Origin of the sequence: Cognaticolwellia mytili (genome assembly GCF_002104475.1) — a bacterium.
Lineage (GTDB): Bacteria > Pseudomonadota > Gammaproteobacteria > Enterobacterales > Alteromonadaceae > Cognaticolwellia > Cognaticolwellia mytili.
Map to the genome: position 1 here is coordinate 451,565 of NZ_NBOF01000004.1, position 25,746 is coordinate 477,310.

General features: G+C 38.8%; 19 protein-coding genes and 1 riboswitch. Of the genes, 7 read left to right on the forward strand and 12 right to left on the reverse strand.

Annotated features, from left to right (window positions below; all coding sequences use genetic code 11):
* The first annotated feature begins 1 nt into the window (after nucleotide 1).
* From B7C41_RS15555 to B7C41_RS15570, 4 genes are all read left to right on the forward strand, one after another.
* Nucleotides 2-2,530, forward strand: coding sequence for a hybrid sensor histidine kinase/response regulator (locus tag B7C41_RS15555; RefSeq protein ID WP_085299859.1), 2,529 nt, complete (start codon nucleotides 2-4; stop codon nucleotides 2,528-2,530).
* 490 nt (nucleotides 2,531-3,020) lie between these two features.
* Nucleotides 3,021-4,457: an alanine/glycine:cation symporter family protein gene (locus B7C41_RS15560; RefSeq protein WP_235839740.1), complete on the forward strand. Its 1,437-nt coding sequence runs from the start codon at nucleotides 3,021-3,023 to the stop codon at nucleotides 4,455-4,457.
* Nucleotides 4,458-4,578: 121 nt separating this feature from the next.
* Nucleotides 4,579-5,907 (forward strand): DEAD/DEAH box helicase, encoded by a 1,329-nt coding sequence (locus tag B7C41_RS15565; RefSeq protein ID WP_085299860.1) that lies wholly within the window; start codon nucleotides 4,579-4,581, stop codon nucleotides 5,905-5,907.
* Nucleotides 5,908-5,950: 43 nt separating this feature from the next.
* Entirely contained in the window at nucleotides 5,951-6,604 is a 654-nt protein-coding gene (locus B7C41_RS15570; RefSeq protein ID WP_085299861.1) for a hypothetical protein, read from the forward strand.
* Here B7C41_RS15570 and B7C41_RS15575 read toward each other — a convergent pair.
* Entirely contained in the window at nucleotides 6,601-7,503 is a 903-nt protein-coding gene (locus tag B7C41_RS15575; RefSeq protein ID WP_085299862.1) for a GGDEF domain-containing protein, read from the reverse strand. The genes B7C41_RS15570 and B7C41_RS15575 overlap by 4 nt on opposite strands.
* A gap of 429 nt (nucleotides 7,504-7,932) precedes the next feature.
* Between B7C41_RS15575 and B7C41_RS15580 the strand changes: the two genes are divergently transcribed.
* Nucleotides 7,933-9,873 carry a monovalent cation:proton antiporter family protein gene (locus B7C41_RS15580; RefSeq protein WP_169712445.1) on the forward strand — a complete coding sequence of 647 codons (1,941 nt, stop codon included), beginning with the start codon at nucleotides 7,933-7,935 and terminating at the stop codon, nucleotides 9,871-9,873.
* A 344-nt stretch (nucleotides 9,874-10,217) separates the two neighbouring features.
* Here the strand turns inward: B7C41_RS15580 and B7C41_RS15585 are convergent, their stop codons facing one another.
* The 10 genes from B7C41_RS15585 to B7C41_RS15630 form a co-directional block, all read right to left on the reverse strand.
* Complete coding sequence (locus tag B7C41_RS15585; RefSeq protein ID WP_085299864.1) at nucleotides 10,218-11,369, reverse strand: patatin-like phospholipase family protein; 1,152 nt, start codon at nucleotides 11,367-11,369, stop codon at nucleotides 10,218-10,220.
* 215 nt (nucleotides 11,370-11,584) lie between these two features.
* Entirely contained in the window at nucleotides 11,585-11,944 is a 360-nt protein-coding gene (locus B7C41_RS15590; RefSeq protein WP_235839741.1) for a DUF3718 domain-containing protein, read from the reverse strand.
* 64 nt (nucleotides 11,945-12,008) lie between these two features.
* Nucleotides 12,009-12,102, reverse strand: a riboswitch (cyclic di-GMP riboswitch).
* Between the two features lie 243 nt (nucleotides 12,103-12,345).
* Entirely contained in the window at nucleotides 12,346-13,002 is a 657-nt protein-coding gene (locus B7C41_RS15595; protein ID WP_085299866.1) for a 3-oxoacid CoA-transferase subunit B, read from the reverse strand.
* A gap of 26 nt (nucleotides 13,003-13,028) precedes the next feature.
* Entirely contained in the window at nucleotides 13,029-13,733 is a 705-nt protein-coding gene (locus B7C41_RS15600; protein ID WP_085299867.1) for a CoA transferase subunit A, read from the reverse strand.
* A gap of 64 nt (nucleotides 13,734-13,797) precedes the next feature.
* Complete coding sequence (locus tag B7C41_RS15605) at nucleotides 13,798-14,709, reverse strand: hydroxymethylglutaryl-CoA lyase (protein ID WP_085299868.1); 912 nt, start codon at nucleotides 14,707-14,709, stop codon at nucleotides 13,798-13,800.
* Complete coding sequence (locus B7C41_RS15610; protein ID WP_085299869.1) at nucleotides 14,709-16,721, reverse strand: acetyl/propionyl/methylcrotonyl-CoA carboxylase subunit alpha; 2,013 nt, start codon at nucleotides 16,719-16,721, stop codon at nucleotides 14,709-14,711. The genes B7C41_RS15605 and B7C41_RS15610 overlap by 1 nt, the downstream gene beginning before the upstream one ends.
* Nucleotides 16,722-16,725: 4 nt before the next feature.
* Nucleotides 16,726-17,589, reverse strand: a complete 864-nt coding sequence (locus B7C41_RS15615) for an enoyl-CoA hydratase/isomerase family protein (RefSeq protein ID WP_085299870.1) — start codon at nucleotides 17,587-17,589, stop codon at nucleotides 16,726-16,728.
* A 13-nt stretch (nucleotides 17,590-17,602) separates the two neighbouring features.
* Entirely contained in the window at nucleotides 17,603-19,210 is a 1,608-nt protein-coding gene (locus B7C41_RS15620; protein ID WP_085299871.1) for a carboxyl transferase domain-containing protein, read from the reverse strand.
* A 300-nt stretch (nucleotides 19,211-19,510) separates the two neighbouring features.
* Nucleotides 19,511-20,692 carry an isovaleryl-CoA dehydrogenase gene (locus B7C41_RS15625; protein WP_085299872.1) on the reverse strand — a complete coding sequence of 394 codons (1,182 nt, stop codon included), beginning with the start codon at nucleotides 20,690-20,692 and terminating at the stop codon, nucleotides 19,511-19,513.
* Between the two features lie 118 nt (nucleotides 20,693-20,810).
* Entirely contained in the window at nucleotides 20,811-21,203 is a 393-nt protein-coding gene (locus B7C41_RS15630; protein ID WP_085299873.1) for a MerR family transcriptional regulator, read from the reverse strand.
* A gap of 365 nt (nucleotides 21,204-21,568) precedes the next feature.
* Between B7C41_RS15630 and B7C41_RS15635 the strand changes: the two genes are divergently transcribed.
* Together B7C41_RS15635 and B7C41_RS15640 are read left to right on the forward strand one after the other, a co-directional pair.
* The gene (locus tag B7C41_RS15635; RefSeq protein ID WP_085299874.1) at nucleotides 21,569-22,753 is read left to right on the forward strand and encodes an acetyl-CoA C-acyltransferase; all 1,185 of its coding nucleotides are present in this window, start codon (nucleotides 21,569-21,571) and stop codon (nucleotides 22,751-22,753) included.
* A gap of 228 nt (nucleotides 22,754-22,981) precedes the next feature.
* Complete coding sequence (locus B7C41_RS15640; RefSeq protein ID WP_085299875.1) at nucleotides 22,982-23,752, forward strand: hypothetical protein; 771 nt, start codon at nucleotides 22,982-22,984, stop codon at nucleotides 23,750-23,752.
* 244 nt (nucleotides 23,753-23,996) lie between these two features.
* Here B7C41_RS15640 and B7C41_RS15645 read toward each other — a convergent pair whose 3' ends face one another.
* Nucleotides 23,997-25,541 (reverse strand): HD domain-containing phosphohydrolase, encoded by a 1,545-nt coding sequence (locus B7C41_RS15645; protein WP_085299876.1) that lies wholly within the window; start codon nucleotides 25,539-25,541, stop codon nucleotides 23,997-23,999.
* Nucleotides 25,542-25,746: the final 205 nt, after the last annotated feature.

Consider the following 25,746-nt stretch of genomic DNA (forward strand, 5'->3'; position numbering starts at 1 on the left):
TATGTCGGAAAATATCAGCTTATCAAATATTCCATTTGCAGTGCTGTGTACTGATTTCAACGGTATTATTACTGATTGTAACGACCAACTCTCTTCCTTGTCCGGTTATAGTCGTGAGCAGTTAATTGATAAGCCTGTCGAGCTGCTTTTACCCGTTAACTTGACTGAATCACATTTAAAATGTCGTAAATCTTATGTTAAAACGACAACAACTGTTAATCATCCAAGGCATATTTTATTGCTGAATCAATCAGAACAAAACATACCTTGTACCATTCAAGTTATTGTGGAAGAACACGGGTATGTTATTTTTCTTACGGAATATCTCGAAGCGGTAAACTTTGATCATGAGCCAACGACTAAAGATGTCAAACAGGTTTTAAGTGGTATTGATGAGGCATTTTGGGAATGGAATATTGCCAAAGATGTGATGTTTTATTCAGCTCACATGATGGCAATTCTAGGTTATGGTCAGGATGCTTATACTGGTCCTGCAACATTAGGAAAAGAACTGGTCACTAAAGATGTTTTGAAAAATATTTACACCGTATTTGATGACCACTTATTTTCTCGAACCCCGTGTGTGAATATTACGTTCCCGATTAAAACAAAATTGGGCATCACTAAATGGCTTTGTATTGTAGGAAAAATATTGGCTTATGATAATGGTAAGCCGAGCAAAATGTTTGGCTCTGTTAAAGATATAACCGAAAAATATCAACTTGTTGAAAGACTAAAAGAAAAAAATAATTATTTAGTGCTAGCTGAAAATCTAATCAACTCAGGTCATTGGCGCTATGATACCTTTACTGGTGACTTGTTTTGGTCAACAGGGATTTACAGCATACATGGTTTAGAGCCTAGTCAATATAAACCAGATATTAACAGTGCTATTAATTTTTATATTAGTGAGCAGCGACAACAAATCAAAGATCAAATGAAACAAGCAATCGAATTGAAGCAAGGGTTTCATTTTAAAAGCGTGGTTAAGCATGCTTCAGGTCAATTCGTAAAAGTAGAAGTTTTAGCCGAAGTAGAAGTTGATACTGATGGTGAGGTTTTTGGTGTTTTTGGTGTCTGTAGAGATATTACCAAATCAGAAGAAACCCTAGAAAAGCTTAGGCTGTTGGCGTTGGTGAATAAAACATTCAAGGTGCCGATCTTTTTTATTGATGAGAATGATAAGATCATTTATCAAGACATTTCTCCACAGAATAACGCAGAAAATACCGTGTTGTTCAATTATATTAATTTTGGAATTACTGATTATATTGAGTATAAAAGGAAAGCTAAACGTCATGGGCAGGTGAAGCAAAGCAGCATCAGCTTTGATAAATATAATTCGGTATTTGATTTATCGGTAACCTATGAACACAATGAAGGTATCTTCATTTGGATTGTTGAAGATATCACAGAACAATATCGTCAAGATCAGCAACAGATCATCAGTAATCGACTCGCTTTACTCGGTAATACCTTCGGCAATGTTTCCCACGACATTAACAATGTTTTAGGTGTTGCTTTAGGCGCAACCGAAATGCTTGAATTGAAGTTCTCCCAAGGGGAGAGAGATATTTCTGATTACATTGAACGAGTTAAAAATGCAATTGATAAAGGTAAAAGTGTTACCGAGCGTTTATTAGCGTTTACCCGTAAACCAACAGTTAAAATTGTTGAATTTAATCCTATTCAAGAAATTGAAGATAATCAATATTTGTTTAAACAGTTATTATTACCAACCATTGATTTCAGCCTTGATATTAGCAATGCGGCGTGCGTGATAACGTTTCCACAAGGTGAGTTTATTAATATTTTGTTGAATCTTGTTTTGAACTCACAGGACGCTATTCAGGAACAAGGACTTATTGGTAAAATCAATATATCAGCTAATCTGACTGGAGAAAACCGCTTAGAAATTCATGTACAAGATAGTGGCATTGGGATAAATAATGAAAACATATCGAAAATTTTTGACCCATTTTATAGTAGTAAATCGGTAAATAAAGGTAACGGTATTGGGCTAGCTAATGTTTACAGTACGATTTACAAACACAATGGTTCAATATTGGTGGAAGGTAAAGGTCAGCTTGGTGGCGCGCATTTCACACTGATTTTTAACTGCAAACCTAGGCATCATTTGAATCTTGTAGAAAGTAATCGTAAGCCAAAATTGAATATGGCGGGTAAACGCGTACTTATTCTTGACGATGAGCAAAGTATTGCTGAATTTGTTGCTCTATATCTGGAAAATGAAGGCGTAATTACAAAATATGTCACTAACAAAGTTGATTTAATTAGTTTATTAAATAATGAACAACGTTTTGATATTTTTATTACAGATATGATTTTACCTGATATGTCTGGCCGAGAAGCGGTAGATTTAGTAAAAGTAAAATTTCCAAATATTTGCATATATTCGATGAGTGGTTACATCGCAGAAGAAGATAATCAATGGCCTTATCCTGTTTTGCGTAAACCATTTAATTCAAAGGAGTTATGTAGCTTCCTGTTCGAACAATATCGGCTATAGACCTTATGGTTGCTTAGAGTCTGTTGAACTTTTGTGGTTAATTTCGTTCGAGATAAAAGTATTTTAATTAAGGCGAGTAGTGTGTAGCTTAGCTACGCTAAGCAAATGCTACTTACAGCCTTTGTATTTTGCTCACGCTAAGTACCTACCTCCGTATAGACAACAAAGCGTAAAATTTTCAGCCGAATCTTTTGGACAGTGTTTTTTGGAAATTTTACAGTGTTGCCACCTTTTTTTGTGGAACAAGTAAATGACAAAAGCTCTGCGTTGTATATCCTCAAAAAAATACTGACGCAAACAATCTTTAAAGATCATAATCCTTAATGAAAATCTTCCTATGGATACTGGATATTTAGCAGTCTTACGCGATTGAATGTGGTTTAAGAGCACTTTGTAAAGGTAAGCGCAATAAAACCAGTTATCCATCTCGCTATTTTTGTTAAGCTGCACTTGTTGATATAAATTATAGTAATATCTTTTGGAGAATAATGTGGTAGAACCAAGTGTAATAGCCCCAAGCTTTATTGAAGTGTGGATAGGAACTATCAATGGCTATTTGTGGGGGAGTATTCTTATTTATCTGCTCACTGCTTGTGGTATTTGGTTTACATTTCGCTTAAAAGGTATTCAATTTACTCGTTTTTTCCATATGTTTAGTATTTTAAAGTCGAGTCGTAAAAGTTCTAGTCAAGGTATTTCCTCTTTTCAGGCATTATGTACGTCCTTGGCCGCCCGTGTTGGTACTGGCAACTTAATGGGCGTAGCGGTTGCTATTTCATTAGGCGGTGCAGGTGCCGTTTTTTGGATGTGGTTAATTGCTTTAGTTGGCATGGCAACTGCCTTTGCTGAAAGTGCCTTAGGGCAGTTATATAAAGAAAAAGATAATAATGGAAATTTTCGTGGCGGTCCGGCTTATTATATGAGCAAAGGTCTAAAAAATAGAAAACTTGCTGTTACGTTTTCTCTATGCTTATTCTTTGGTTATGGCTTTGTATTTAGCGCGGTACAAGCAAACTCTATTACTGACGCTTTTAGTGGCTCATACGGTTTTAATCCCTTGTACACAGGTATAGCAATTACGTTCTTTGCAGGATATATCATTTTAGGCGGCCTAAGAAATATTGCTCGATTTGCCGAGTTAACGGTGCCTCTTATGGGAGTGGCGTATTTAGTAGTGTGTTTGACTGTTCTTGGTTTAAATATAGATAAAATCCCAGGTATTATTAGTGATATATTTGCTTCGGCGTTCGGTTTGAAAGAAGCGGGCAGCGGCTTAGTTGGTGCAGCTATTGTACAAGGTATTAAGCGTGGTTTGTATTCAAACGAGGCGGGTATGGGTAGCTCTCCTAATGCAGCAGCAGCAGCAGAGCCATTTCCTCCACACCCGGTTTCTCAAGGTTACATACAAATGTTAGCTGTATTTTTTGATACGATTGTTATTTGTTCATGCACTGCGTTTTTAATCTTATTATTTCAACCAGAAGCAGGCCAAGCACAAGGTATTCAATTAACGCAACAGGCACTTGCCTTTCAAGTGGGAGAATGGGGTAGTGACTTTATTACGATTGCTATTTTGTTATTTGCTTTTACCTCAATTGTTGCAAACTTTGCATATGCAGACAATAACCTTAAATACTTGAACATGGATAACTTTTATGGTCGTTGGTTCTTGCGGGTTGGATTTTTACTTATGCTGGTATTTGGCTCAGTTGCTACGTTGCCCGATGTGATTGCTTTAGCTGATTTATCTACCGGATTAATGACGATTTTTAACGTGACGGCATTATTCATGTTGTCAAAAGTAGTGATATCAATAGCTAAAAATTACCATCAGCAGCATGATAAAGGCTCATTACCGATTTATGAACCTGATGATGAAGAGCAAAAACGCTTTAATTTGACCCAAGGTATTTGGTATAAGAAGTAGTTATCTAACCATTTAAATACAACAGTGCAGAATAAAGCTGCTATAATCCGCGCCTTAATATTTTGACGTGCTTATCATCGGATAGGTACGTTGTTTACGATAATGACGAAATGGTGATGTGATGAGTGTGGATGCAATAGGTTTATCAGCTAATTTATTAAAAGCGGTAAAAGCATGTGGTTATAAAACGTTAACCCCGATTCAGCAACAAGCTATTCCTGTGATCCGCACTGGTGTTGATGTTTTGGCAAGTGCGCAAACAGGAACTGGAAAAACGGCAGCTTTTACTTTACCAGTTTTAGACTTATTAGCTCGCAAGGTTAAGTCGTCTGTTGATGGTTTTGACACTACGACTACCGTTAAAGCGTTAATATTGACACCAACAAGAGAGTTGGCCGCGCAAGTTGCTGACAATGTGAAAACATACAGTGAATTTTTACCTTTACGTAGTGGTGCTATATTTGGTGGTGCTAATATGCCACCACAAACTAAAATGTTGAAAAACGGTGTTGATATCTTAGTGGCAACACCAGGACGTTTAATTGAACACCTTGAACAACGTAACCTTGACTTATCACAAGTGCAGTTCTTAATACTTGATGAAGCTGACCGTATGCTAGATATGGGCTTTTACAATGATATTGAACGTATTTCAGCGATGATTAAGGCAAAACACCAAACATTGATGTTTTCGGCTACCTTTTCAAATAAAGTTAAAACACTCGCTAAGAAAGTACTTAAAACACCTAAAACTATTGAAGTGGCACGTCAAAATTCTACGTCAGGTAAGGTTAAGCAGTCAGTTTACTGGGTCTCTGAAACGCGTAAAGCTGAATTGTTATCAGAGTTAATTGGCGTTAATAATTGGCGCCAAGTGTTAGTTTTTGCCGGCACTAAAGAAAGTGCAAATATTCTTGCGAAAGAGTTAAAACTTGATGGTATTAAAGCGGCACTTTGTCACGGCGACAAAACCCAAGGCGCACGTAATAAAGCACTTGAGCAGTTTACAGATGGTACTGTACGTGTTCTTGTTGCAACAGATGTTGCCGCTCGTGGTTTAGATATTGCTGACTTACCTTATGTAGTGAACTTTCACTTACCATTTTTAGCTGAAGATTATGTTCATCGTATTGGACGTACGGGCCGAGCGGGTAAATCAGGTACGGCTATTTCTTTAGTAAGTCCTAAAGATGAGCAATTTTTAGATAACATTGAAGAATTGATTGGCCGTAAATTCGAACGTATTATTGTACCGGGTTATGAGTTAGATCGAGCATTACCGGGTCAATATGATGCGAAAGAAGATGCTCCACTTAAGAAAAGTCGTTATAAAGCGACACAAGAAAAAAATCAAATGCTAGCGCGTAAAAAAGAAAGTGAAACTCCTGCTGCAAAACGCCGAGCAAAATCTCAAAAGCAAAAAAATAAGCTTGTTGGCAAGAGACGCTAAAAGCGGTTCTTCCAATTATCTTAACTATTAAAAATAGTATTTCATGCACGAAAACGATAACTTTATAGAAGTACCATTTGAAAGTAGGCATCAGTGCTGGTTCTGTGCAGAACCAGCCGCTAGCCATTTCACCTTTCCCCACCAATATCACCTTGTTTTCAATTGCCAGCATCCAACGTTAACCGTACCAAGTTGCTCAGAATGTGTGAACGCAGCACTTAAAGCTAAAGTAAGAAATATTTGGCAAGTTGATCAGTATGTCAAAAAATTCCTGATCAAGAAATATAGGAAAGATCTAGCCATTGGTCTGAACTGGACCCAAGAAGAGTTGGCTAACTCAGGCTTTGAGGGCGGAAGTTTCGCTGGCTTTCAAAAAAGTGCATGGTTTATGTATGAGGTGGCAAAAGAGCGGGTGAGTTTTCGCGGCTGGCCGCTGGTAGTTGATGGTATTGAAATAGAAAAAGATGATGGCAGTGATAGTTTTAAATTTGATGGCGTTTGCTACCCGAGCATTGAAGAAGCCATTGACCATTACAGTGAGAACTTTCGTTTAGACGCTATGTTTCTCCGTCAAGTATTGGCAAAAATTGGTATAGGAAAATTTGCTCAAGCGGTAAGAATTTGCCGCTTGTACATTGGCGCTACGCCCGATGAGAAATCACGCGCATTACGTGATTTCGAATCAAAGCTGATTTAGCTGGTTATTTTGGAGACCACACTGAGCTTTCTTGGCGTATTTACTTTTTGAGAATATAGCGCTGTATCAGCTCGTTGGAAAAAACTGATTGCAGTATCAGCTCGATTCATAAAAGCTAAACCTAAACTACTGGATACACCATATTTAGCTAAAAATGCGTCATCTATGAGTGCTTGATAAATTCTATTTTCAATAGCAGCTAATGATTGCTCACAGGCATCTTCAACAATGATAGCGAATTCATCTCCACCAAAGCGAAAAACACTGTCAGTGCCTCTAACACTTTGGCGCAGGGCGTTGGCAAAGTGCTCTAAAACATTGTCACCAACAGTATGGCCAAATGAGTCATTAATCGCTTTAAATTTGTTTAAGTCGCAAAGAATAAGGCCTACTCGAGTATGACGACGAGTCGCTTGTGCCATAGTGCGTTTGAGTTGTTCGTCAAAACTTCGTCGATTTCCAAGTTGAGTTAGGGCATCTTGCATGGCCAGTTGCATCGCTTGGTGATAGCAAATAGCATTATTTAATGGGTTAATAAGCAATTGATGCAACTCAGTCAAAATTTTGAAATTAGTCATGCTAATAGGAGCGTTTACTGAGTAGCTTAAAAGACCAATAAATCTCCCATCGATTTTTAATTCAAATTGTCGTTCAGCTTTTGCATGACGACTACCTCGAGCGGTTGCACTTATTTCATTATGCTTAAAATAAAGTCCTGTAATATCAACATACCTTGCTACTTCAATGGCAAAAATATCGATTAACTCTTTGACATCCAAAGTAGTTTGTAACTGCTCTAATAAAGCAAGATTACGCTGACTTTGTTGATCGCCATGTTGAAATAACGTGAAAGCGTTAAACTTTGAATTTGGATGATTAACAATATTTACTGTGCGCATATAGTGTTCCGTTTCGTTGGGGTCTATTACTTCATAGTTCTACAAGCAAAATTTATACCTGTTTTAAATTTAGACGCCTTCATTTACTTTTTTTGATGTTAAGTTGTTGTTTCTAAGTATTTTAATTTCTTTTTTTTATTTTTTTTGAAAAGCAAAGCTATTAATAATGTCAATAGATTGGCTCTATAAAGATTGGTTTAATCTTACCGAAGGCGGTGCCCTTTAGTGGTAGAGGCATTTAAACTAATTTTCGATAAATCGTTTGATTAAATTTTTACAGGATCTTTATTGAAATAGTAGAAAATATCTTAGACAAACAGCAATTTAGGAGGCTAAACTGACTAAAGGTACTAATAACCATTGTTCAGCTATTGCTCGCTTCTCATTTCGTAAGGATTTTATGTGACAGGACATTTAGAATTACTCGCCATGCTAACCAGCGCCGTACTCATTGTTTGGCTATTTCGTCGACTGCATTTACCAGCAATATTGGCGTATTTGGTTGCTGGCGTTTTAGTCGGTGAGCATGGTTTAGGTTTAGCGCAAGAACATGTGAACTACGAGCATTTTGCTGAGTTGGGCATTGTCTTCCTATTATTCACTTTGGGCTTAGAATTTTCTTTACCAAAATTAGTTGCTATGCGGCATTTGGTTGTCACCGTTGGTAGCTTACAAGTCACTATATCGTTAGTGCTTTTTTTGGTTGTGGCAATGTTTTTAGGGCAAAGTTTTGCAGCTTCTTTGACTATTGGAGGGATCCTCGCACTTTCATCTACTGCTATCGTTATTCGCCAATTAAGTGAAAGTGGTGGTATGAAGAAAAAGTCGGGGCAACTTTCTGTTGCTGTATTACTCTTTCAAGATGTTGCGGTTGTACCCTTACTCATTGTTATTCCACTACTCGCACAAGGAGGAGATTCATCTTTCCTTCTCGCGTTATTATTTGCATTAGTAAAAGGAGTATTTGTCGTTTCATTATTAATGCTCTCCGGTAAGTGGTTATTACCTCGTTTGTTCAATTTAGTTGCGCAAGTAAGAACGGATGAACTCTTTGTTTTAACTACTTTACTAGTAACCTTAGTTGCTTCAGCGTTAACGCAGTGGTTTGGGCTTTCAATGGCTTTAGGGGCTTTTTTAGCCGGAATGATGCTTGGAGAAAGCCAATATAAGCATCAATTAGAAGCTGATATCAGGCCTTATCGAGATATATTACTTGGGTTGTTTTTTGTTACCGTTGGTATGAAGCTCGATGTTAATGTTGTTTTCTCGTCGCCCCTGACCATTATCTTGCTGCTAGTTAGCTTTATGGCGGTTAAAGTCGTGGTTGTTGCCATGTTGGCAAAACGAGCAGGTGAGTCACCAAAAGATGCTTGGGCAGCAGGTATTATGCTTGCACAAATGGGGGAGTTTGGTTTTGTACTGATTGCTTTAGCGAGCCAGGTTGAAATTTTACCCGAAACAACTGCGTCTATTTTATTGGGTACAGGTGTGCTGAGTATGGCGATAACTCCTTATATGGTGGCACATGCTCGTAGTTGGGCACTTTGGGTTAGCCGAGAAAAGCAAATTGATACGAAACCTCTAGAGCAATTAGCAAAAAGTACTAGCTTGAATGAACATGTTATTATTTGTGGATTTGGCCGTATTGGGCAAACGGTTAGCCGTTTTTTAAAGCAAGAATCGATAGATTTTGTTGCTATAGATATTGATCCGCTAAGAGCGACAAAAGCACGTGATGCGGGTGAAAATGTATTGTTTGGCTCTTCAAGACAAGCTGAATTACTGCACGCTGCACAACTATCAAAAGCTAAATTAGTGGTCATCGCCTTTGGTGAAGATAAACAGTCAATTGATGTTATTCAAAAGGTACGTTCATTAGCACCAGATGTGCCTATTTTAGTTCGCACTCGCAATGATGATCAGCTAGATGAATTACATGCAGCTGGTGCTAATGAAGTGGTGCCAGAGAGTCTAGAGGGTAGTTTAATGCTAGTTTCGCAAGTCCTTTCCCTAACGGGGGTACCATTTTCAAAAATTGTGCGTCGTGTACAAAAAGAGCGAAAAAATCATTACAACCATTTACATGGTTTCTTCCAGGGGGAACATACTGACATGAGTCCTAATGCTATTGATCGTATTGAATTTGCTCATGCAATATTGTTAACTACTGACTCATTTGCGACAGGTCGAAGCATTTCATCATTAAAATTAGACGAGCGTCGAGTGATTGTCGTTGCGCTGCGACGTAATGACATAGAGTCAGAAGAGCCTTCGCCCGAAACAGTATTACAGCCTCAAGATACGTTAATTGTACGAGGAAAACCTCGACGTGTAGAACGTGCTGAAAGATTTGTGCAAGAAGGGCATTAGTTGATCTGCTTTACTGTTCTTTTAGTTAAAATAGAAAAAGGAGCTTAATTGCTCCTTTTTATTTTAATGACATTGCGTTTTTGATAAATCACCTTAACTCGGCTTAAGCAACGTCATCCAATAAATCTAGTTAAGCGCCTATCTATGCTGGTGATGTGCCAAACAGCTCGCTATTCGGATACATAAACGCCTTGATATCCACTTAACTAACTTCATTGGAGGTATCGGATGTATTAAAATTATTGATTATCAATGCATTATGATGCTCATTAAACCGAGCTGAGGCTAAATAGTTTTTTCCTGAGTAAATTAGCTTGAAAAGCTTAAGCTCTATACCATTAATTCTATAGCTTAAGAAATTCTCGTATTTGACTTTCTTGCTCAAGCGCATCATTAAAACCTAAGCTAATCAGTTCTTTGCAGTAATTTTTCTCAAATAACAAATAACTGACTAAGCTTGATTCAGCGTCATTGGTAACACCAACACTGCGTAATAATAAACGAATTGATAATGGTAGTTTGTCGTAATATTCCACCGCGATAGCGTTAAAGTCATGACTTGGATTAATGACCAAAGAATTAATACTTTTCAAACCAGCGGTCTGATTTTTTAAATCTTCAGGTATTAACGATAGCGTATGATTGACGCGTTCCATACGTTCAATATCGCTTTGTAATGTGTCAGAAAAAACAGAATCAAGTAAATGTCCTGCTATGGTTGCTGTTGTTGGTGGATGAGGATTATTTTCTCGCGCATGAATTGGCTCTTTAGGTTGATCAACACCAACTACAAATATTTTTTCTGCGCCTAAGTGTATGGCAGGGCTTAGTGGTGAAAGCTGATGAATAGAACCATCGCCTAAATGTTCTTGTTTAACTTTTGCAGAAGGGAACACTAAAGGGATTGCCGCAGATGCCATTAAGTGCTGACTATTTAGTTGTGTTGGCTCTCCACGTCGCTTTGCGCGAAACCAAGGTAATATTGACTCTTCTGATTGAAAAAAACTGATTGAATCACCGCTAGTGTAGCTTGATGCAGTAACTGAAACAGCCGATAAGTAGCCACGCCTGATATTAGTATCGATGCGATTAAAATCAATTACCATATTAAGTAGATCGCGTAATGGCGCATTATTTAATAAACTGCGGGCACTTTTATTGGCATAATCAGCTTGAAAGCTACCCAGCATTCCCGATGCCAGGTGGCTAAAAATACGTAACGCATCACTATGGTATATTCGGCCGGGATCTAAATTTTTCCAGACCCACTCCAGTTTTTTTATCCCCAATTGAAAGCAAGACGCATAACAAGCTAATGCCGTTGAGTTAATTGCTCCGGCAGAAGTGCCACAGATGATGGGAAAGGGTACGCCATGGTTACGTGGCATAAACTTAGCTATCGCAGATAAGACACCAACTTGGTATGCGGCACGCGCACCACCTCCGGTTAATACTAAGGCATTATTACTATTGATGTAACTGCGCTTATGTGACATTGAATACCGATTAGCAAAAAATTAGTGTTGTAGAATGATTTTAATTAGTTTTTGAATTTGTAGCCAGCTGAATTTAATGATTATTAAAAAGATTAAGTAAAATTTTCAGAGAAAAAAAGGCCAGCAAATGCTGGCCTTTTTAATGACATAAGAATTATTAACTAGTAAAACATTGAACTTACAATAAGCGTTAACGTCTACTGGAAAATAAAGTTCTAGCTACTTACGCGTTTGTTAGCAGCGTCGATTAATGGTTGCGATCCACTTTGAATAAGTGCCAAGTTAGCTGATACAGTCTTCTTTGGTAATTTACTAATCATCAAAGAACCTGTTTTAACTGAACCTTTAGTAGCAGCAAATTCCAACAAGTTTTTACCATTACATTGAATACCTGAGAAGATATTACGAATTTTTAATTTATTCGATTTTAAGAATGAACGCATACGTTTCTTGTCATCGGCGGCAACATACTCACATACACTCTGTGCAATGTTAGCTGCTTGCGCTTTTGGTGCTGATACAATAGACGTCATTGTTAAAGCTGTAATAGTAGTAACTAGTAATAATTTTTTCATTTTAATAACCTTTAATAATAAAATAGAGTTAGTAAAAGAAAAAACCACAGGATGTACCTAATAACACGGTAACTCCGCTGTCATAGATAAATACAATATTTATCCTTAGACCGGTGGTTTTGCGTAACACGTTTTCGCGTGTCTTGCCTTTTCTTTGTCAATTTCAGTATCACTAAAACGATAATCAAATGCAACCATTATGTTACAAATTGTACGTATTAATTAAAGGGGTATGGAAAAAACCTTAATAAATAATGACTTAGTTTGTTGTTGTTTTTGTTGATTGCATAGGTAAATAGTGCCTGTGAGATAAGGTTTACGTTATCGTGCGATATAAACTACAAAAAAAAGGGCAAAAGCCCTTTTATTTAATCTTTAGTTGTCAATAACGCGTTAACAATCTAGAAGCTCATTTCAGGAGTTTCGCCGTCAATAATTAGTTCACCTTCGGTTAACGAGATTATTTCTTCAACCGATACACCTGGTGCACGTTCTAACAAGTGAAATTTACCGTCTTTGATTTCAATAAACGCAAGATCCGTCAATACTTTTTTAATACAGCCTTTACCTGTTAAGGGTAGTGTACAATTACTTAATAACTTTGATACGCCGTGCTTTGATGCGTGAGTCATAGTAACGATAATATTATCGGCACCAGCGACTAAATCCATAGCTCCGCCCATACCTTTGATTAACTTTCCTGGGATCATATATGAGGCAATGTTACCGTTAACATCTACTTCAAATGCGCCTAATACGGTTAAATCAACATGACCACCGCGGATCATGGCAAAAGACTCCGCTGAGTCAAAAATTGACGCGCCTGTAGCCATCGTTACTGTTTGCTTACCGGCATTAATTAAGTCAGCATCAATTAATGCTTCAGTTGGGAATTGCCCCATACCTAATAAGCCATTTTCTGATTGCAACATAACTTCCATACCTTTAGGTACGTAGTTTGCCACTAACGTTGGAATACCTATACCTAAGTTTACGTAGTAACCGTCTTGAAGTTCTTGTGCAACACGTTGTGCTAGTTGTTCTCTTGATAAAGCCATAAATTACTCCTTACTAACACTGATAATTATGTATCGCTGCGAACAGTACGTTGTTCAATGCGTTTTTCGAATGAGCCTAGAATTAATCGATTTACATAAATGCCCGGTGTATGAATGTGATCTGGGTCTAATTCACCCGGTTCAACAATTTCTTCAACTTCCACTACGGTAATTTTACCGGCAGTTGCTGCTAAAGGATTAAAGTTACGAGCGGTTTTTCTAAATACTAAATTGCCGTAACGATCGGCTTTCCAAGCTTTAACAATGGCAAAGTCACCTTTAATTGCCGGTTCTAAAATGTAATGTCTGCCATCAAATTCTCGCTCCTCTTTACCTTCAGCAACAGGAGTACCGTAGCCGGTTGCCGTGTAGAATGCAGGAATACCAGCACCGCCAGCACGCATTTTTTCAGCTAAAGTGCCTTGCGGTGTTAATTCAACTTCAAGTTCACCGTTCATCATTTGGCGTTCAAACTCGGCATTTTCACCAACATATGAGGCGACAATTTTTTTGATTTGACGGTCAGGGAGTAAAATACCTAAGCCAAAATCGTCAACACCACAGTTGTTTGAAACTAGGGTTAAGCCTTTGGTGCCTTTACGCTTAATTTCACTAATTAAGTTTTCTGGAATGCCACATAAGCCAAAACCGCCAGCAATTACGGTCATATTGTCTTCAAGACCTGCCATAGCTTCTTCATAGCTTGACACTACCTTGTCAAATCCTGCCATCGTTTGTTCCTCGTTAATAAATTTTTATCGTTATTTTTAATCTTCGTCTTTAAATATAACTAGCTTATTGAGCTTTATACGCCGTTGAAACTTTAGAAACCGGTGCTTTACCTAATTTGTCACTAATGTACCAACCCGCCGCTAATAGTTTGTTAAAATCGATGCCAGTATCAATATTCAAACCGTTAAGCATGTATAAAACATCTTCAGTGGCAACATTGCCTGAAGCGCCCTTAGCATATGGACATCCGCCTAGACCTGCAATAGCACTATCGACTACCATTACACCTGCTTGTAAAGCACTGTAAATGTTAGTTAACGCTTGGCCGTACGTATCATGAAAGTGCACTGCAAGTTTTTCTACTGGCACACGGGCGCTAACGGCCTGTATCATTTTAGTTACGGTAGCTGGGGTACCGACACCAATAGTGTCGCCAAGTGATATTTCGTAACAGCCCATCTTGTATAGCTTTTCTGCCACCATAGCGACTTGCTCAGGTTCGATAAAACCATCGTAAGGGCAACCGACAACACAAGATACATACCCGCGAACAGGAATATTTGCAGCTTTGGCGGCAGCCATGATAGGTTCAAATCGCTGTAAGCTTTCTTCGATTGAACAATTAATGTTTTTTTGGCTAAACGCTTCTGATGCCGCGCCAAATATCGCTACTTCACTGGCATTTACCGCCATTGCTGCCTCAAAACCTTTCATGTTAGGCGTGAGGGCAGCGTAGGTAACAGCATCTTTTCGGCTAATGCCATTAAATACATCGGTAGATGTTGCCATTTGCGGCACCCATTTAGGTGAAACAAAACTACCACTTTCGATATAGCTAACGCCGGCATCAGCCAATTGCTCAATCAGCGCTATTTTATCTTCAGCACTGATTTGCAGCTTTTCATTTTGTAGACCATCGCGCGGTCCAACTTCAACAATTTTTACTTGTGTGGGTAAGCTTGCATTATCAGCCATTACGCTTCCTCCGCCGTGAAGGCAATAAGCTCAGCGCCGCCATCAACCATATCACCATCTTTATAGTAAATCGTGTCAACAACACCATTGCTTGGTGCGCGAATAGTGTGTTCCATTTTCATCGCTTCCATGATCATTAACGGTTGCTCTGCCACAACCGTTTCGCCAGCCGCTACCAATACTGACACCATAGTGCCGTTCATTGGTGCAACTAAACCGCCATGGCTATCGTCACCACTGTTATCACCACAATCAGGTAAAACATGCGTGAAGTTGAAAACACCGTTTTGGTGATAAAGGCTGATTTGTGTACCATTTTTCGCAATGGTTGCGTGACTACGATAGCCGTCAATACTGACGTATAACTTATCGTTGTCGATACGACCTTGGCAATCAACGGTTTGACCATCAACCGTGATCAAGTAATAACTGCCGCTACCCTGACGTTTTTGTTCAACAGTAATCGGGTATTCGCTGTCGTTATGCGCTAATACCATATGGTGAATGTTGGCTTCATTTAAACGCCATGCATTGGTCATATTCCACGGTGAAAAGGGATCGTTAGTTTTGGCTGCTGTTTTTTGTGCTTCTAACTCTTGAGATAGAACTAAGTACAGTGCTGCCATCGGCAATTCGCCTGCTAATGCTTGCTCACTTTCGTGGAAAATAATGGCTTGATTTTTCTCAATAAAGCCAGTATCGATATCTGCGTTAACAAAGGGCGCGGATGTCGCTAAGTTATAAAGAAAATCTATATTAGTAGTAACGCCAGTGATACGGTATTCAGATAAGGCTTTTGCCATACGTTGTAAGGCTTTTTCACGACTTTCGTCCCAAACAATTAACTTTGCAATCATTGGATCGTAAAACACACTAACTTCATCACCTTGACGTACACCGGTATCAACGCGAACAAATTCACTTTCTACTGGCGGTTGTAAAAAGTTTAATGTGCCGGTTGCTGGTAAGAAATCGTTATTAGGATCTTCAGCATAAATACGTGCTTCAAAAGCGTGACCGTTAATTTTTAATTCGTGCTGAGCTTTGGGTAACACTTCACCTGCAGCGACACGTAATTGCCATTCAACCAAATCTTGACCGGTAATTAATTCAGTCACTGGATGCTCTACTTGTAGACGGGTATTCATCTCCATAAAGTAGAATGAACCGTCAATATCAAGTAAAAATTCAACCGTACCAGCACCTTGATAGCCAATGGCTTGCGCTGATTTTATAGCTGACTCACCCATTTGAGCACGTAGCTTTTCACTCATGCTAAAGGCAGGTGCTTCTTCTATCACTTTTTGATGACGACGTTGCACTGAGCAGTCGCGTTCGAAAAGGTAAACAGCATTTTGGTGATTATCGCAAAATACTTGAATTTCAACGTGGCGTGGCTGTGTTAAGTATTTTTCAACCAACATAGTGTCGTCGCCAAATGAAGATTTAGCTTCACGTTTTGCCGCAGCAAAGCCTTCAGAAAATTCGTCTTCGCTCCATACTTGGCGCATACCTTTACCACCGCCACCGGCAGTGGCTTTAAGTAGCACTGGGTAACCCATATCATTAGCGGCTTTTTTAATAATCGCTTCTGATTGGTCATCGCCATGATAACCAGGTACTAATGGAACATCAGCAGCTTCCATAATATTTTTTGCCGCTGACTTTGAACCCATGGCTTCAATTGCGCCAACAGGTGGGCCAATAAAAGTAATACCCTCGGCTGCACACATGCGACAAAAGTCTGCGTTTTCAGATAGGAAACCGTAACCTGGGTGAATTGCTTGTGCACCTGTGCGTTTGGCTGCTTCAATCACTTTTTCAGATAATAAGTAGCTTTCTCGCGAGGGTGAACCGCCAATATGAATAGCTTCATCCGCCATATTGACATGTAGTGAGTCAGCATCGGCATCAGAATAAACAGCGACAGTTAGGATACCCATTTTTCGTGCAGTTTTGATAACACGACAGGCGATTTCGCCACGGTTGGCAATTAGTATTTTAGTAAACATGAGTTTATCCTTCGCCTTTATTTAATGATGTTTTTTGCGGTGCTGCTTGTTGTAAGGGAGCTTGCCAAGCAGGCTGGCGTTTTTCAAAAAAGGCAGTTAAGCCTTCTTGGCCTTCTGTTGATACTCGAATGGCAGCAATACGTTCACTGGTAATTGCAATCAGTGCTTCGTCGATGTCCTGATAAGCAACATCAAGGGCTAATTGTTTAGCTTGGCGCACTGCTAATGGGCCGTTTGCCAGTAATGTTGTGGTCATTTTCTCAACAGCGGCACTTAGTTCTTCTAGTGGTAAAATTTCATCAACTAAACCTAATTGCTGCGCTTTATCGGCAAAAAATCGTTCAGCGGTTTGAAAGTAGCGGCGACTGGCTTTTTGACCAATGGCATTTACAACATAAGGACTTATTGTTGCTGGTATTAAACCGAGCTTTACTTCACTTAAACAAAAGCTAGCTTTTTCACTGGCCAGTACAATGTCACAACAACTTGCTAGTCCAACAGCGCCGCCAAAGGCTGCACCTTGCACTTTAGCGATGGTCGGTTGTGGTAAAAAATTAAGGTTTTTCAACATATGTGCTAGTGCGTTTGCATCTGATAAATTCTCTTCATAAGAATACGACGCCATACGTTTCATCCAGCCTAAATCTGCCCCGGCAGAAAAACTTTTACCTGTAGAAGCCAGTATCATCACTTTGATATCGTGACATTTAGCAATTTCATGAAATAGATGGCTTAAGGCAAAAATAATACTGTCATCAAAGGCATTGTGCTTATCAGGATTATTCATAGTAACGGTTGCTACGCCACGACCGTCAACGTCAAACAAAACTTGTTCGCTCGGACTTTTTATATTGTTATGTTTAAACATGTTCAACTCATCCCTACATTCTAAACAGACCAAACTTGGTCTCTTCAATAGGTTTATTTAATGACGCGGAAATGGCTAAGCCAAGTACTTGACGAGTATCTGCGGGGTCAATTACACCGTCATCCCATAAGCGGGCTGAAGCATAGTAAGGATGACCTTGATGCTCGTAATCATCAATAATAGGCTGTTTGAAGTCAGCTTCTTCTTGCTCGCTCCATTGCTCGCCACGTTTTTCTTTTTGATCACGCTTTACTTGCGCAAGTACACCTGCGGCTTGTTCGCCGCCCATCACTGAAATACGTGAGTTTGGCCACATAAATAAGAATCGTGGATCGTAAGCTCGGCCACACATACCATAGTTACCAGCACCAAAACTACCACCAATTAAAATGGTAAATTTTGGTACTTGTGCGGTTGCTACAGCGGTTACCATTTTAGCACCGTGTTTTGCGATACCGCCTGCTTCATACTGCTGACCGACCATAAAGCCAGTAATGTTTTGTAAAAACACCAATGGAATTTTTCGTTGCGCACAAAGTTCGATAAAGTGAGCGCCTTTTTGCGCTGATTCACCAAATAATATGCCGTTGTTCGCCACAATGCCGACAGGGTAGCCGTAGATGCGAGCAAAGCCACAAACTAAGGTTGTACCGTATAACGCTTTAAATTCGTCAAATTCGCTGCCATCAACGACACGGGCGATAATTTCTCGTACATCAAATGGTTGGCGAGAATCTTTTGGTACAATACCGTAAACTTCTTCGCTAGCATAAGCCGGTTCTACCACTTCCTTAATCGCCATCTGTACGGGTTTAACGCGGTTTAAGTTACCGATAGCGCTACGAGCGATTTCTAATGCATGATGATCGTTTTGCGCGTAATGATCCGCAACGCCTGAAGTACGACAATGCACATCTGCACCGCCTAAATCTTCAGCACTCACCACTTCACCTGTTGCCGCTTTTACTAATGGCGGGCCAGCTAAGAATATTGTGCCTTGCTCTTTGACGATAATTGATTCATCAGCCATTGCTGGTACATAAGCGCCACCGGCGGTACATGAACCCATCACGACAGCAATTTGCGGAATGCTTTGCGCTGACATACTAGCTTGGTTGAAGAATATGCGACCAAAGTGTTCTTTATCTGGGAAAACATCGTCTTGGTTTGGCAAGTTCGCGCCACCTGAGTCAACCAAGTAGATACAAGGCAAGTTGTTTTCTTGTGCGATAGTTTGCGCGCGTAAATGCTTTTTAACCGTAAGCGGGAAATAAGTACCACCTTTTACCGTCGCATCATTGGCAACGATAATACATTCTTGGCCGCCAACACGGCCAATGCCGGTAATGATACCTGCAGCAGGCACGTTATCGTCATAAACTTCATAAGCGGCTAATTGTGATAATTCTAGAAAGGCTGAACCTGGGTCGAGTAGTGCGTAAACACGATCTCTAGGCAATAATTTTCCGCGAGATAAATGACGTTCACGACTTCGTTCGCCACCACCGAGTTTAATTTCTTCTAACTTTACTTTTAAGTCATCAACTTGCAGTTGCATATGCTCGGCATTTTCGATGAATTCAGGGCTGCGGGGATTGATTTTCGATATTATCTTAGCCACGGTATAACCTTTTAGTTGTTGATCTTTTTGTTAAGTTTTGACGCTGTATGTGTCAGTAATTTAACAATGCACATTGATATTGTTTGGTTTATTAACATTACATTTGTTAAGAGACATGAGTGTTAATCGTATTCAATAGCAATAGTCACTGAGGTTAATCTTTATGGTCGTTACCTTTCCACAATTTGACTTTTCTCGAAGCCAATGGAGCGAGTTCAAGGAAAAAATACTAAGCATAGTTGCCTATGTGTGTAATTTTGACGAAGAAATCGCGCTCATTGGCAATGAGACAAAGTTAAATTAAACTGATTCGTTGAACAACTCACGGCCTATTAACATACGGCGAATTTCTGAAGTACCGGCGCCAATTTCATATAACTTAGCGTCACGTAATAAACGCCCCGCTGGGAACTCATTGATATAGCCGTTGCCGCCTAGTAACTGAATAGCATCTAAGGCCATTTTTGTTGCAAGCTCAGCAGAATAAAGAATGACACCAGCAGCGTCTTTACGTGTAGTTTCGCCGCGATCGGCTGCCATAGCACATAAATAAGCATAAGATTTTGCTGCATTCATTTGTGTGTACATGTCAGCAATTTTGCCTTGAATTAATTGAAACTCACCAATTGCTTGGCCAAATTGTTTTCTGTCGTGAATATATGGCACAACTAAGTCCATACAAGCATCCATAATACCTAGAGGGCCACCGGTTAATACTAAACGCTCGTAATCTAAGCCTGACATTAGTACGCGAACACCTTTGCCTTCTTCACCTAAAATGTTTTCAGCAGGCACTTCACAATCTTGGAATACTAGTTCACAAGTGTTAGAGCCACGCATACCTAATTTATCTAATTTTTGATGACGAGAAAAACCTGGGTAGTCACGTTCAACGATAAAAGCAGTAATGCCTTTAGAGCCGGCGCTAGTATCTGTTTTTGCATAGATAATAAAAACATTAGCGTCTGGACCGTTAGTGATCCACATTTTGTTGCCGTTAAGAATGTATTTATCGCCATTTTCACCAGCGACTTTTTTAGCTGAGAGTTTCATACTTACTACGTCAGAACCAGCATTTGGCTCAGACATCGCCAATGCACCAATATGTTCACCACTACAAAGCTTTGGTAAATATTTAGCTTTTTGTTCATGGCTACCATTTTTGTTTAATTGGTTTAAACATAAGTTCGACATAGCACCGTAGCTTAACCCTACAGAGGCAGAAGCACGTGAAATCTCTTGCATGGCTACCATGTGTTCTAAATAACCTAAACCAGAGCCACCGTATTCTTCGTCAACGGTCATGCCTAGTAAACCTAAATCGCCAAACTTACGCCATAGGTCGTTAGGAAATTCGTTATCAATATCTATTTGTGCTGCACGAGGAGCAATTTCATCACGAGAGAACGCGTTAACCGTGTCACGGATCATGTCAACGGTTTCACCCAAGTTAAAATTCATAGATGAGAAAGTAGAAATCATAGTAGTACCTTTAATAATTGGTTGTCGTATTAACGCATCAAACTGTTTGCGGCGTTAACGCTTACTTTTAGTTGTCATGTTGCTGCATTTATCATGCATATGCTGTATCTATCGGTCGTTATTTATCAATGGAAGCTAATGCGTCTTGGCAATTACTTTCCAAACCATTTAACTCGATCAATACGGCATTAATATCTTCTAATTGCTGGGTTAAATCATTTTTCTTATTGGCAATTAAATCCATTATGGTTTTTAACTGCGTTGCGCTTGACTTATCAGCGTCGTAAAGCTCAAATAAACGGCCAGTTTCTGCTAACGAAAAGCCGAGGCGTTTACCGCGTAGAATTAACTTTAGTCGAACTCTGTCTCTTTGGTTGTATATTCTTGTTTGTCCCTTGCGAGTAGGGAGTATCAACCCTTGGTCTTCATAAAAACGAATACTTCGAGTAGTGATGTCAAATTCTCGGGCTAATTCGCCAATCGAAAAGGTGACTTGATTCTTATCGCTCATTCTTGTGCTCACAGTTAACTCGCATTACTTTATCTGATGGTTACCTTACAGCAAGTTTACGTTAACGTAAAGTGTAAGTGTCTCGGAATGTAAATAGGATGTTATTGACACTAATCAGCTGTTTTATTCTTCACAACTATTTTCCAAAATTATTGGCAATAACTGCATTTAAATATGAAAAGTTACTGTAAAGAATGATTGTCAATTTAGCCATTATTGGCATTTGTCAGACTAAAGAACCATAAAGTTTACGTTGGCGTAAAGGTAAATATGGGGTAATCTGTTGCGCAATTCTTATCGATTAATGTCTATATTCAGTAGGTATTTGTCGAATAATGTCTAACAACACTTTATCGGAGAGCCTTATGTCTACTCAAGATCCTATCGTTATTGTTGCTGCCAAACGTACCCCTATGGGTGGTTTTATGGGCGGTTTATCAGCAGTTAGTGCTACCACTTTAGGTGCAACTGCTATTCGTGGTGCAATGCAAGCGGCTAATTTATCAAATGACCAGGTTGATGAAGTAATCATGGGCTGTGTACTTCCTGCTGGTTTGAAGCAAGCACCTGCACGTCAAGCCGCATTAGAAGCTGACTTAGACCTTGCAACGGCATGTACAACCATTAACAAAGTATGTGGCTCAGGTATGAAAGCGGCAATGCAAGCACATGATGCTTTATTAGCCGATTCAATTGATGTTGCTATTGCTGGCGGCATGGAAAGTATGACTAATGCACCGCACTTATTACCTAAAGGGCGTTCAGGTATTAAAATGGGTCACGGTCAAGTACTTGATCACATGATGACTGATGGTTTAGAAAATGCTTATGACGGTATTGCTATGGGTTGTTTTGCACAAGAAACAGCTGATGAATCAGCGTTTACACGTGAAGATATGGACGCTTACGCGATTCGCTCTTTAGCACGTGCGAATGCAGCCATTGCTGATGGCTCGTTTACCAATGAAATCACGCCAGTAACGATTAAATCTCGTCGCGGCGATTCAGTTTTTGATATTGATGAACAGCCAGGAAATGCACGTCCAGATAAAATTCCTAGCCTACGTCCAGCATTTAAAAAAGACGGTACGATTACAGCAGCTAACTCTAGTTCAATTTCTGATGGTGCAGCGGCACTTGTGATGATGAAATTATCGGAAGCACAAAAACGTGGTTTAACGCCATTATGTAAAATTGTTGCACATGCTATGCATGCACAAAAACCAGCAGAGTTTACCGTTGCACCGGTTGGCGCTATGCAAAAAGTATTAGCAAAAGCTAATTGGACAACTGCAGATGTTGATTTATTTGAAATTAACGAAGCCTTTGCCATGGTAACAATGTTAGGAATTAAAGAATTAGATTTAGATGTAGCCAAAGTTAACGTTAATGGTGGCGCTTGTGCACTAGGTCACCCACTAGGTGCGAGTGGTGCTCGTATCATGGTGACATTAATTCATGCATTGAAAAACAAAGGCTTAAGTAAAGGTCTTGCTTCTTTATGTATTGGTGGTGGTGAAGCAACGGCTATTGCGGTTGAAATGATGTAATTAGCTAAGCTTAACTCTGTATAGTTTAAGCTAAATTGCATAAAGCCCACTTAAGGTGGGCTTTTTTGATCTCTAAATAATATCTTTAAAGTATTTATTAACCTATGAATAAAAAGAAATACTTAGTAACATTAATATTATAAGTAAGTATTGAAACACTATTCAAGTATTAGGTATAACTACTTTTAATTCCCTAAATTTAAAAATAAAACAATAAACAGGTAATTTATGATTTTGAAAAATATTCAACCTATTGCATTTGGACTTGTAGCATTTGCTTTTACGCAGAATGTTTGGGCTGATAGCTTGACGGATTTACAGCAAGCATTAGTTAAGTTAAATGGCAGTGAACCCGTATCAGGTGTATTGAAGGTTTCTTTTTCTGAAACTAGAGGAGAAGGAAAAGATAAAAAGCTTAAAACAGGAGAAATACAATCGAGGCTTTCTGAAAGTCTCGATGGTTTAGATATTAGCTATTCGAAAGATGTGTTGGTAAAGATAGCTCAAGAAAATCGTATGAAATTGACTAATGAAGAAGCTGACACGCCAGCATTAAATGGAGCAGAAATATTATCAGCGTCATCTCTAATTCCGATTCTTTCATCGGCACAGAGCATCTTAGACTATATCGAACAAGGCGAGTTTGAAAGTGAAGAGAAAATTGATTATCAGGGCAGTCAAATAAGAGTACTTGATTTCAAACTACCTTTAGAGAGCTTTATCGATGACAAAAAAATTAGAAGTTATGTCAGTAAGTTTGATGGTAGTTATAAAGTTTTGATCAATGCTAAAGGTATTCCAATTGAAACTAGAATGAGCTATTCAGGCAAAGGCAGCGCTTACGTTTTTTTCTCAATGAAAGCAGAAAGTGAAATAACATCGCAATTTAAAACAAATGGAACTCGTTTAGTTAGAGTCAATAGAACTGTCGCGTCAAACTCATCATCTACCTTTAATGATCGAACATATAACGGTAGTTGGTCGCTGACAATACAGTAAGCGCATTTTTAAAATGCTCTTACTTTTTATGCCTTGATGGCACTGAAGCACGACAGTAACTGTTGAAATGTCATATTGTTATTTACAAGCATGATCAGGGGGGGGGAGTGGTCCGAGAGCATCTTATGAATATTTTGGCTTGTGCTTTAATAGGTACAAAGCAAAGTTAAAGAAAAATTTTGAATATAGTTAATGTAATCTTTAGTGGTTAAAACTACACTCTGTAGCATAATAACGATGCTATTTAGACACAGTCATCAGGAAATTGCTCTCTAATAGCTAAAAATTCATCAAAATTATCAATGACAATATCAACAATTCTAGTTTCAAATTTTTTCTCTTTCTCATTGATTAAAAAAGTTCTAATTTCTTCATTAGACCACTTTTCTTTATAACAACGTTTAGAACCTAGTGCATCAAATACGTCTGCTACCGCCATTATACGAGCCTCTAATGGAATTTTTTCACCAACGAGCCCATCAGGATAGCCACTTCCATCCCAATTTTCATGGTGGTAATGTGCCAATCTAGCAGCTAATTTTGAAACACTAACATTTGACTTATTCAGTATTTCACCGCCAATTTGAGCATGAGATTGCATTATCTTCCAATCTTGCCCTTCAAGCTTTCCTGGCTTATGCAAGATTGCTTCAGGCACAGCTATTTTTCCTAAATCATGCAGTGGAGCTGCTAAACGTAGAGCATTAATATAGCTTTCTTCAAGTCCTAATTTTTGAGCTATTAGTTCACAAATAATAGCGACACGTTTGACGTGTGCACCCGTTTCTTTGCTTCTCGCTTCTACAGCTTCACCAACAACAAAGAGTAACTCTCTTTGAGTTCTTTCTATTTCTTGCTGTTTAATTAAGCTCTCCAAAATTAAGGCAACGTTAGTCGCAAATAATTCAGCTAAGCTTGCTTTAAAATGTTCGTTGTCATCTTCAAACTCAATATAAAGTACTGATGATGAATTCATTGAAGCTTTATAGTAGCCAACAAAACAAGAGTTATCGTTATAATGTTTTTTATCTAAAAATACTTGCTGTATTATTTTTTTTACTTTCAGATCTATATTAGACAGCTCCAAAGAGTCAGACTCACAAACGTATTTACCTGTGCAGGCAAGGATTGAACTGGTCGATACTTTAGCGAAGTCTGTTTGGGTTCTTGCGATATATAGAGCTGAGCTATCAACATTCATTAGGGTGAGTAAATGGTTTAATGCAGCTGAGCCAAAAGACTTAAGTTGATCCATTTTTAACAGATCATGAGTGGCTTCAATCAGCTTTTTAAATGCATCAAGACTATGTTTAATTGTTATAATGTCGCGATATGCACGAATACTAGCGTACACGGTGGTAAGCATCTTATTGGCAGTCAGTTCTGTTTTTTCTTTATAATCATTTATGTCAAATTCTTTTATTACTTTAGCTTCTGGTGCACTACCTGGCTGGCCCGTTCGTAATACTAAACGGATAGCTTGATTTTTATGAACTTCCCTTATCCATTTCACTAGCTCTAAACCAGCGGAGTCAGTTTCCATTACGACATCGACAAACGCCATACAAAAGGTGTCATCATTTTGCAAAATAGATTTCGCTTCTGCACTACTATAAGCAGAAGTAATATCTAATTGCCGGTGTTCAATTTCAACACCAGAGAGTACCAATTTCGTGACTTGGTGCACTGACTCATCATCATCTATGATTAATATTCGCCATAGTTTTTGATTTTTATGATTAGTTTCAACCTCAGTCTCGTCTTCGTCTTTAAAAATAAATTCGTTCATATTATTTTGATTGATTAGTTAAGTCTTATTATTCAGTGTAATACAGATAATAATAAACACTAGCAATGGCATGAAAACAAAATAGTTTAAGTCAAATTTATAGCGTGAGATGTCATTTTTTTATCATAAAAATTTAATTAATCTGGCAAAATTAGCCGATAATAAAGCCCAAAGCATGATCGTTACTTGGTATTGAAGTTATTTG

Coding starts and splice junctions, on each gene's coding strand:
- B7C41_RS15555 (WP_085299859.1), top strand. CDS start 2: ATGTCGGAAAATATCAGCTTATCAAATATTCCATTTGCAGTGCTGTGT.
- B7C41_RS15565 (WP_085299860.1), top strand. CDS start 4,579: ATGAGTGTGGATGCAATAGGTTTATCAGCTAATTTATTAAAAGCGGTA.
- B7C41_RS15600 (WP_085299867.1), bottom strand. CDS start 13,733: ATGGCAGGATTTGACAAGGTAGTGTCAAGCTATGAAGAAGCTATGGCA.
- B7C41_RS15640 (WP_085299875.1), top strand. CDS start 22,982: ATGATTTTGAAAAATATTCAACCTATTGCATTTGGACTTGTAGCATTT.
- B7C41_RS15610 (WP_085299869.1), bottom strand. CDS start 16,721: ATGTTTACTAAAATACTAATTGCCAACCGTGGCGAAATCGCCTGTCGT.
- B7C41_RS15575 (WP_085299862.1), bottom strand. CDS start 7,503: ATGCGCACAGTAAATATTGTTAATCATCCAAATTCAAAGTTTAACGCT.
- B7C41_RS15615 (WP_085299870.1), bottom strand. CDS start 17,589: ATGTTTAAACATAACAATATAAAAAGTCCGAGCGAACAAGTTTTGTTT.
- B7C41_RS15580 (WP_169712445.1), top strand. CDS start 7,933: ATGCTAACCAGCGCCGTACTCATTGTTTGGCTATTTCGTCGACTGCAT.
- B7C41_RS15585 (WP_085299864.1), bottom strand. CDS start 11,369: ATGTCACATAAGCGCAGTTACATCAATAGTAATAATGCCTTAGTATTA.
- B7C41_RS15625 (WP_085299872.1), bottom strand. CDS start 20,692: ATGATTTCTACTTTCTCATCTATGAATTTTAACTTGGGTGAAACCGTT.
- B7C41_RS15645 (WP_085299876.1), bottom strand. CDS start 25,541: ATGAACGAATTTATTTTTAAAGACGAAGACGAGACTGAGGTTGAAACT.
- B7C41_RS15630 (WP_085299873.1), bottom strand. CDS start 21,203: ATGAGCGATAAGAATCAAGTCACCTTTTCGATTGGCGAATTAGCCCGA.
- B7C41_RS15570 (WP_085299861.1), top strand. CDS start 5,951: ATGCACGAAAACGATAACTTTATAGAAGTACCATTTGAAAGTAGGCAT.
- B7C41_RS15595 (WP_085299866.1), bottom strand. CDS start 13,002: ATGGCTTTATCAAGAGAACAACTAGCACAACGTGTTGCACAAGAACTT.
- B7C41_RS15590 (WP_235839741.1), bottom strand. CDS start 11,944: ATGAAAAAATTATTACTAGTTACTACTATTACAGCTTTAACAATGACG.
- B7C41_RS15605 (WP_085299868.1), bottom strand. CDS start 14,709: ATGGCTGATAATGCAAGCTTACCCACACAAGTAAAAATTGTTGAAGTT.
- B7C41_RS15635 (WP_085299874.1), top strand. CDS start 21,569: ATGTCTACTCAAGATCCTATCGTTATTGTTGCTGCCAAACGTACCCCT.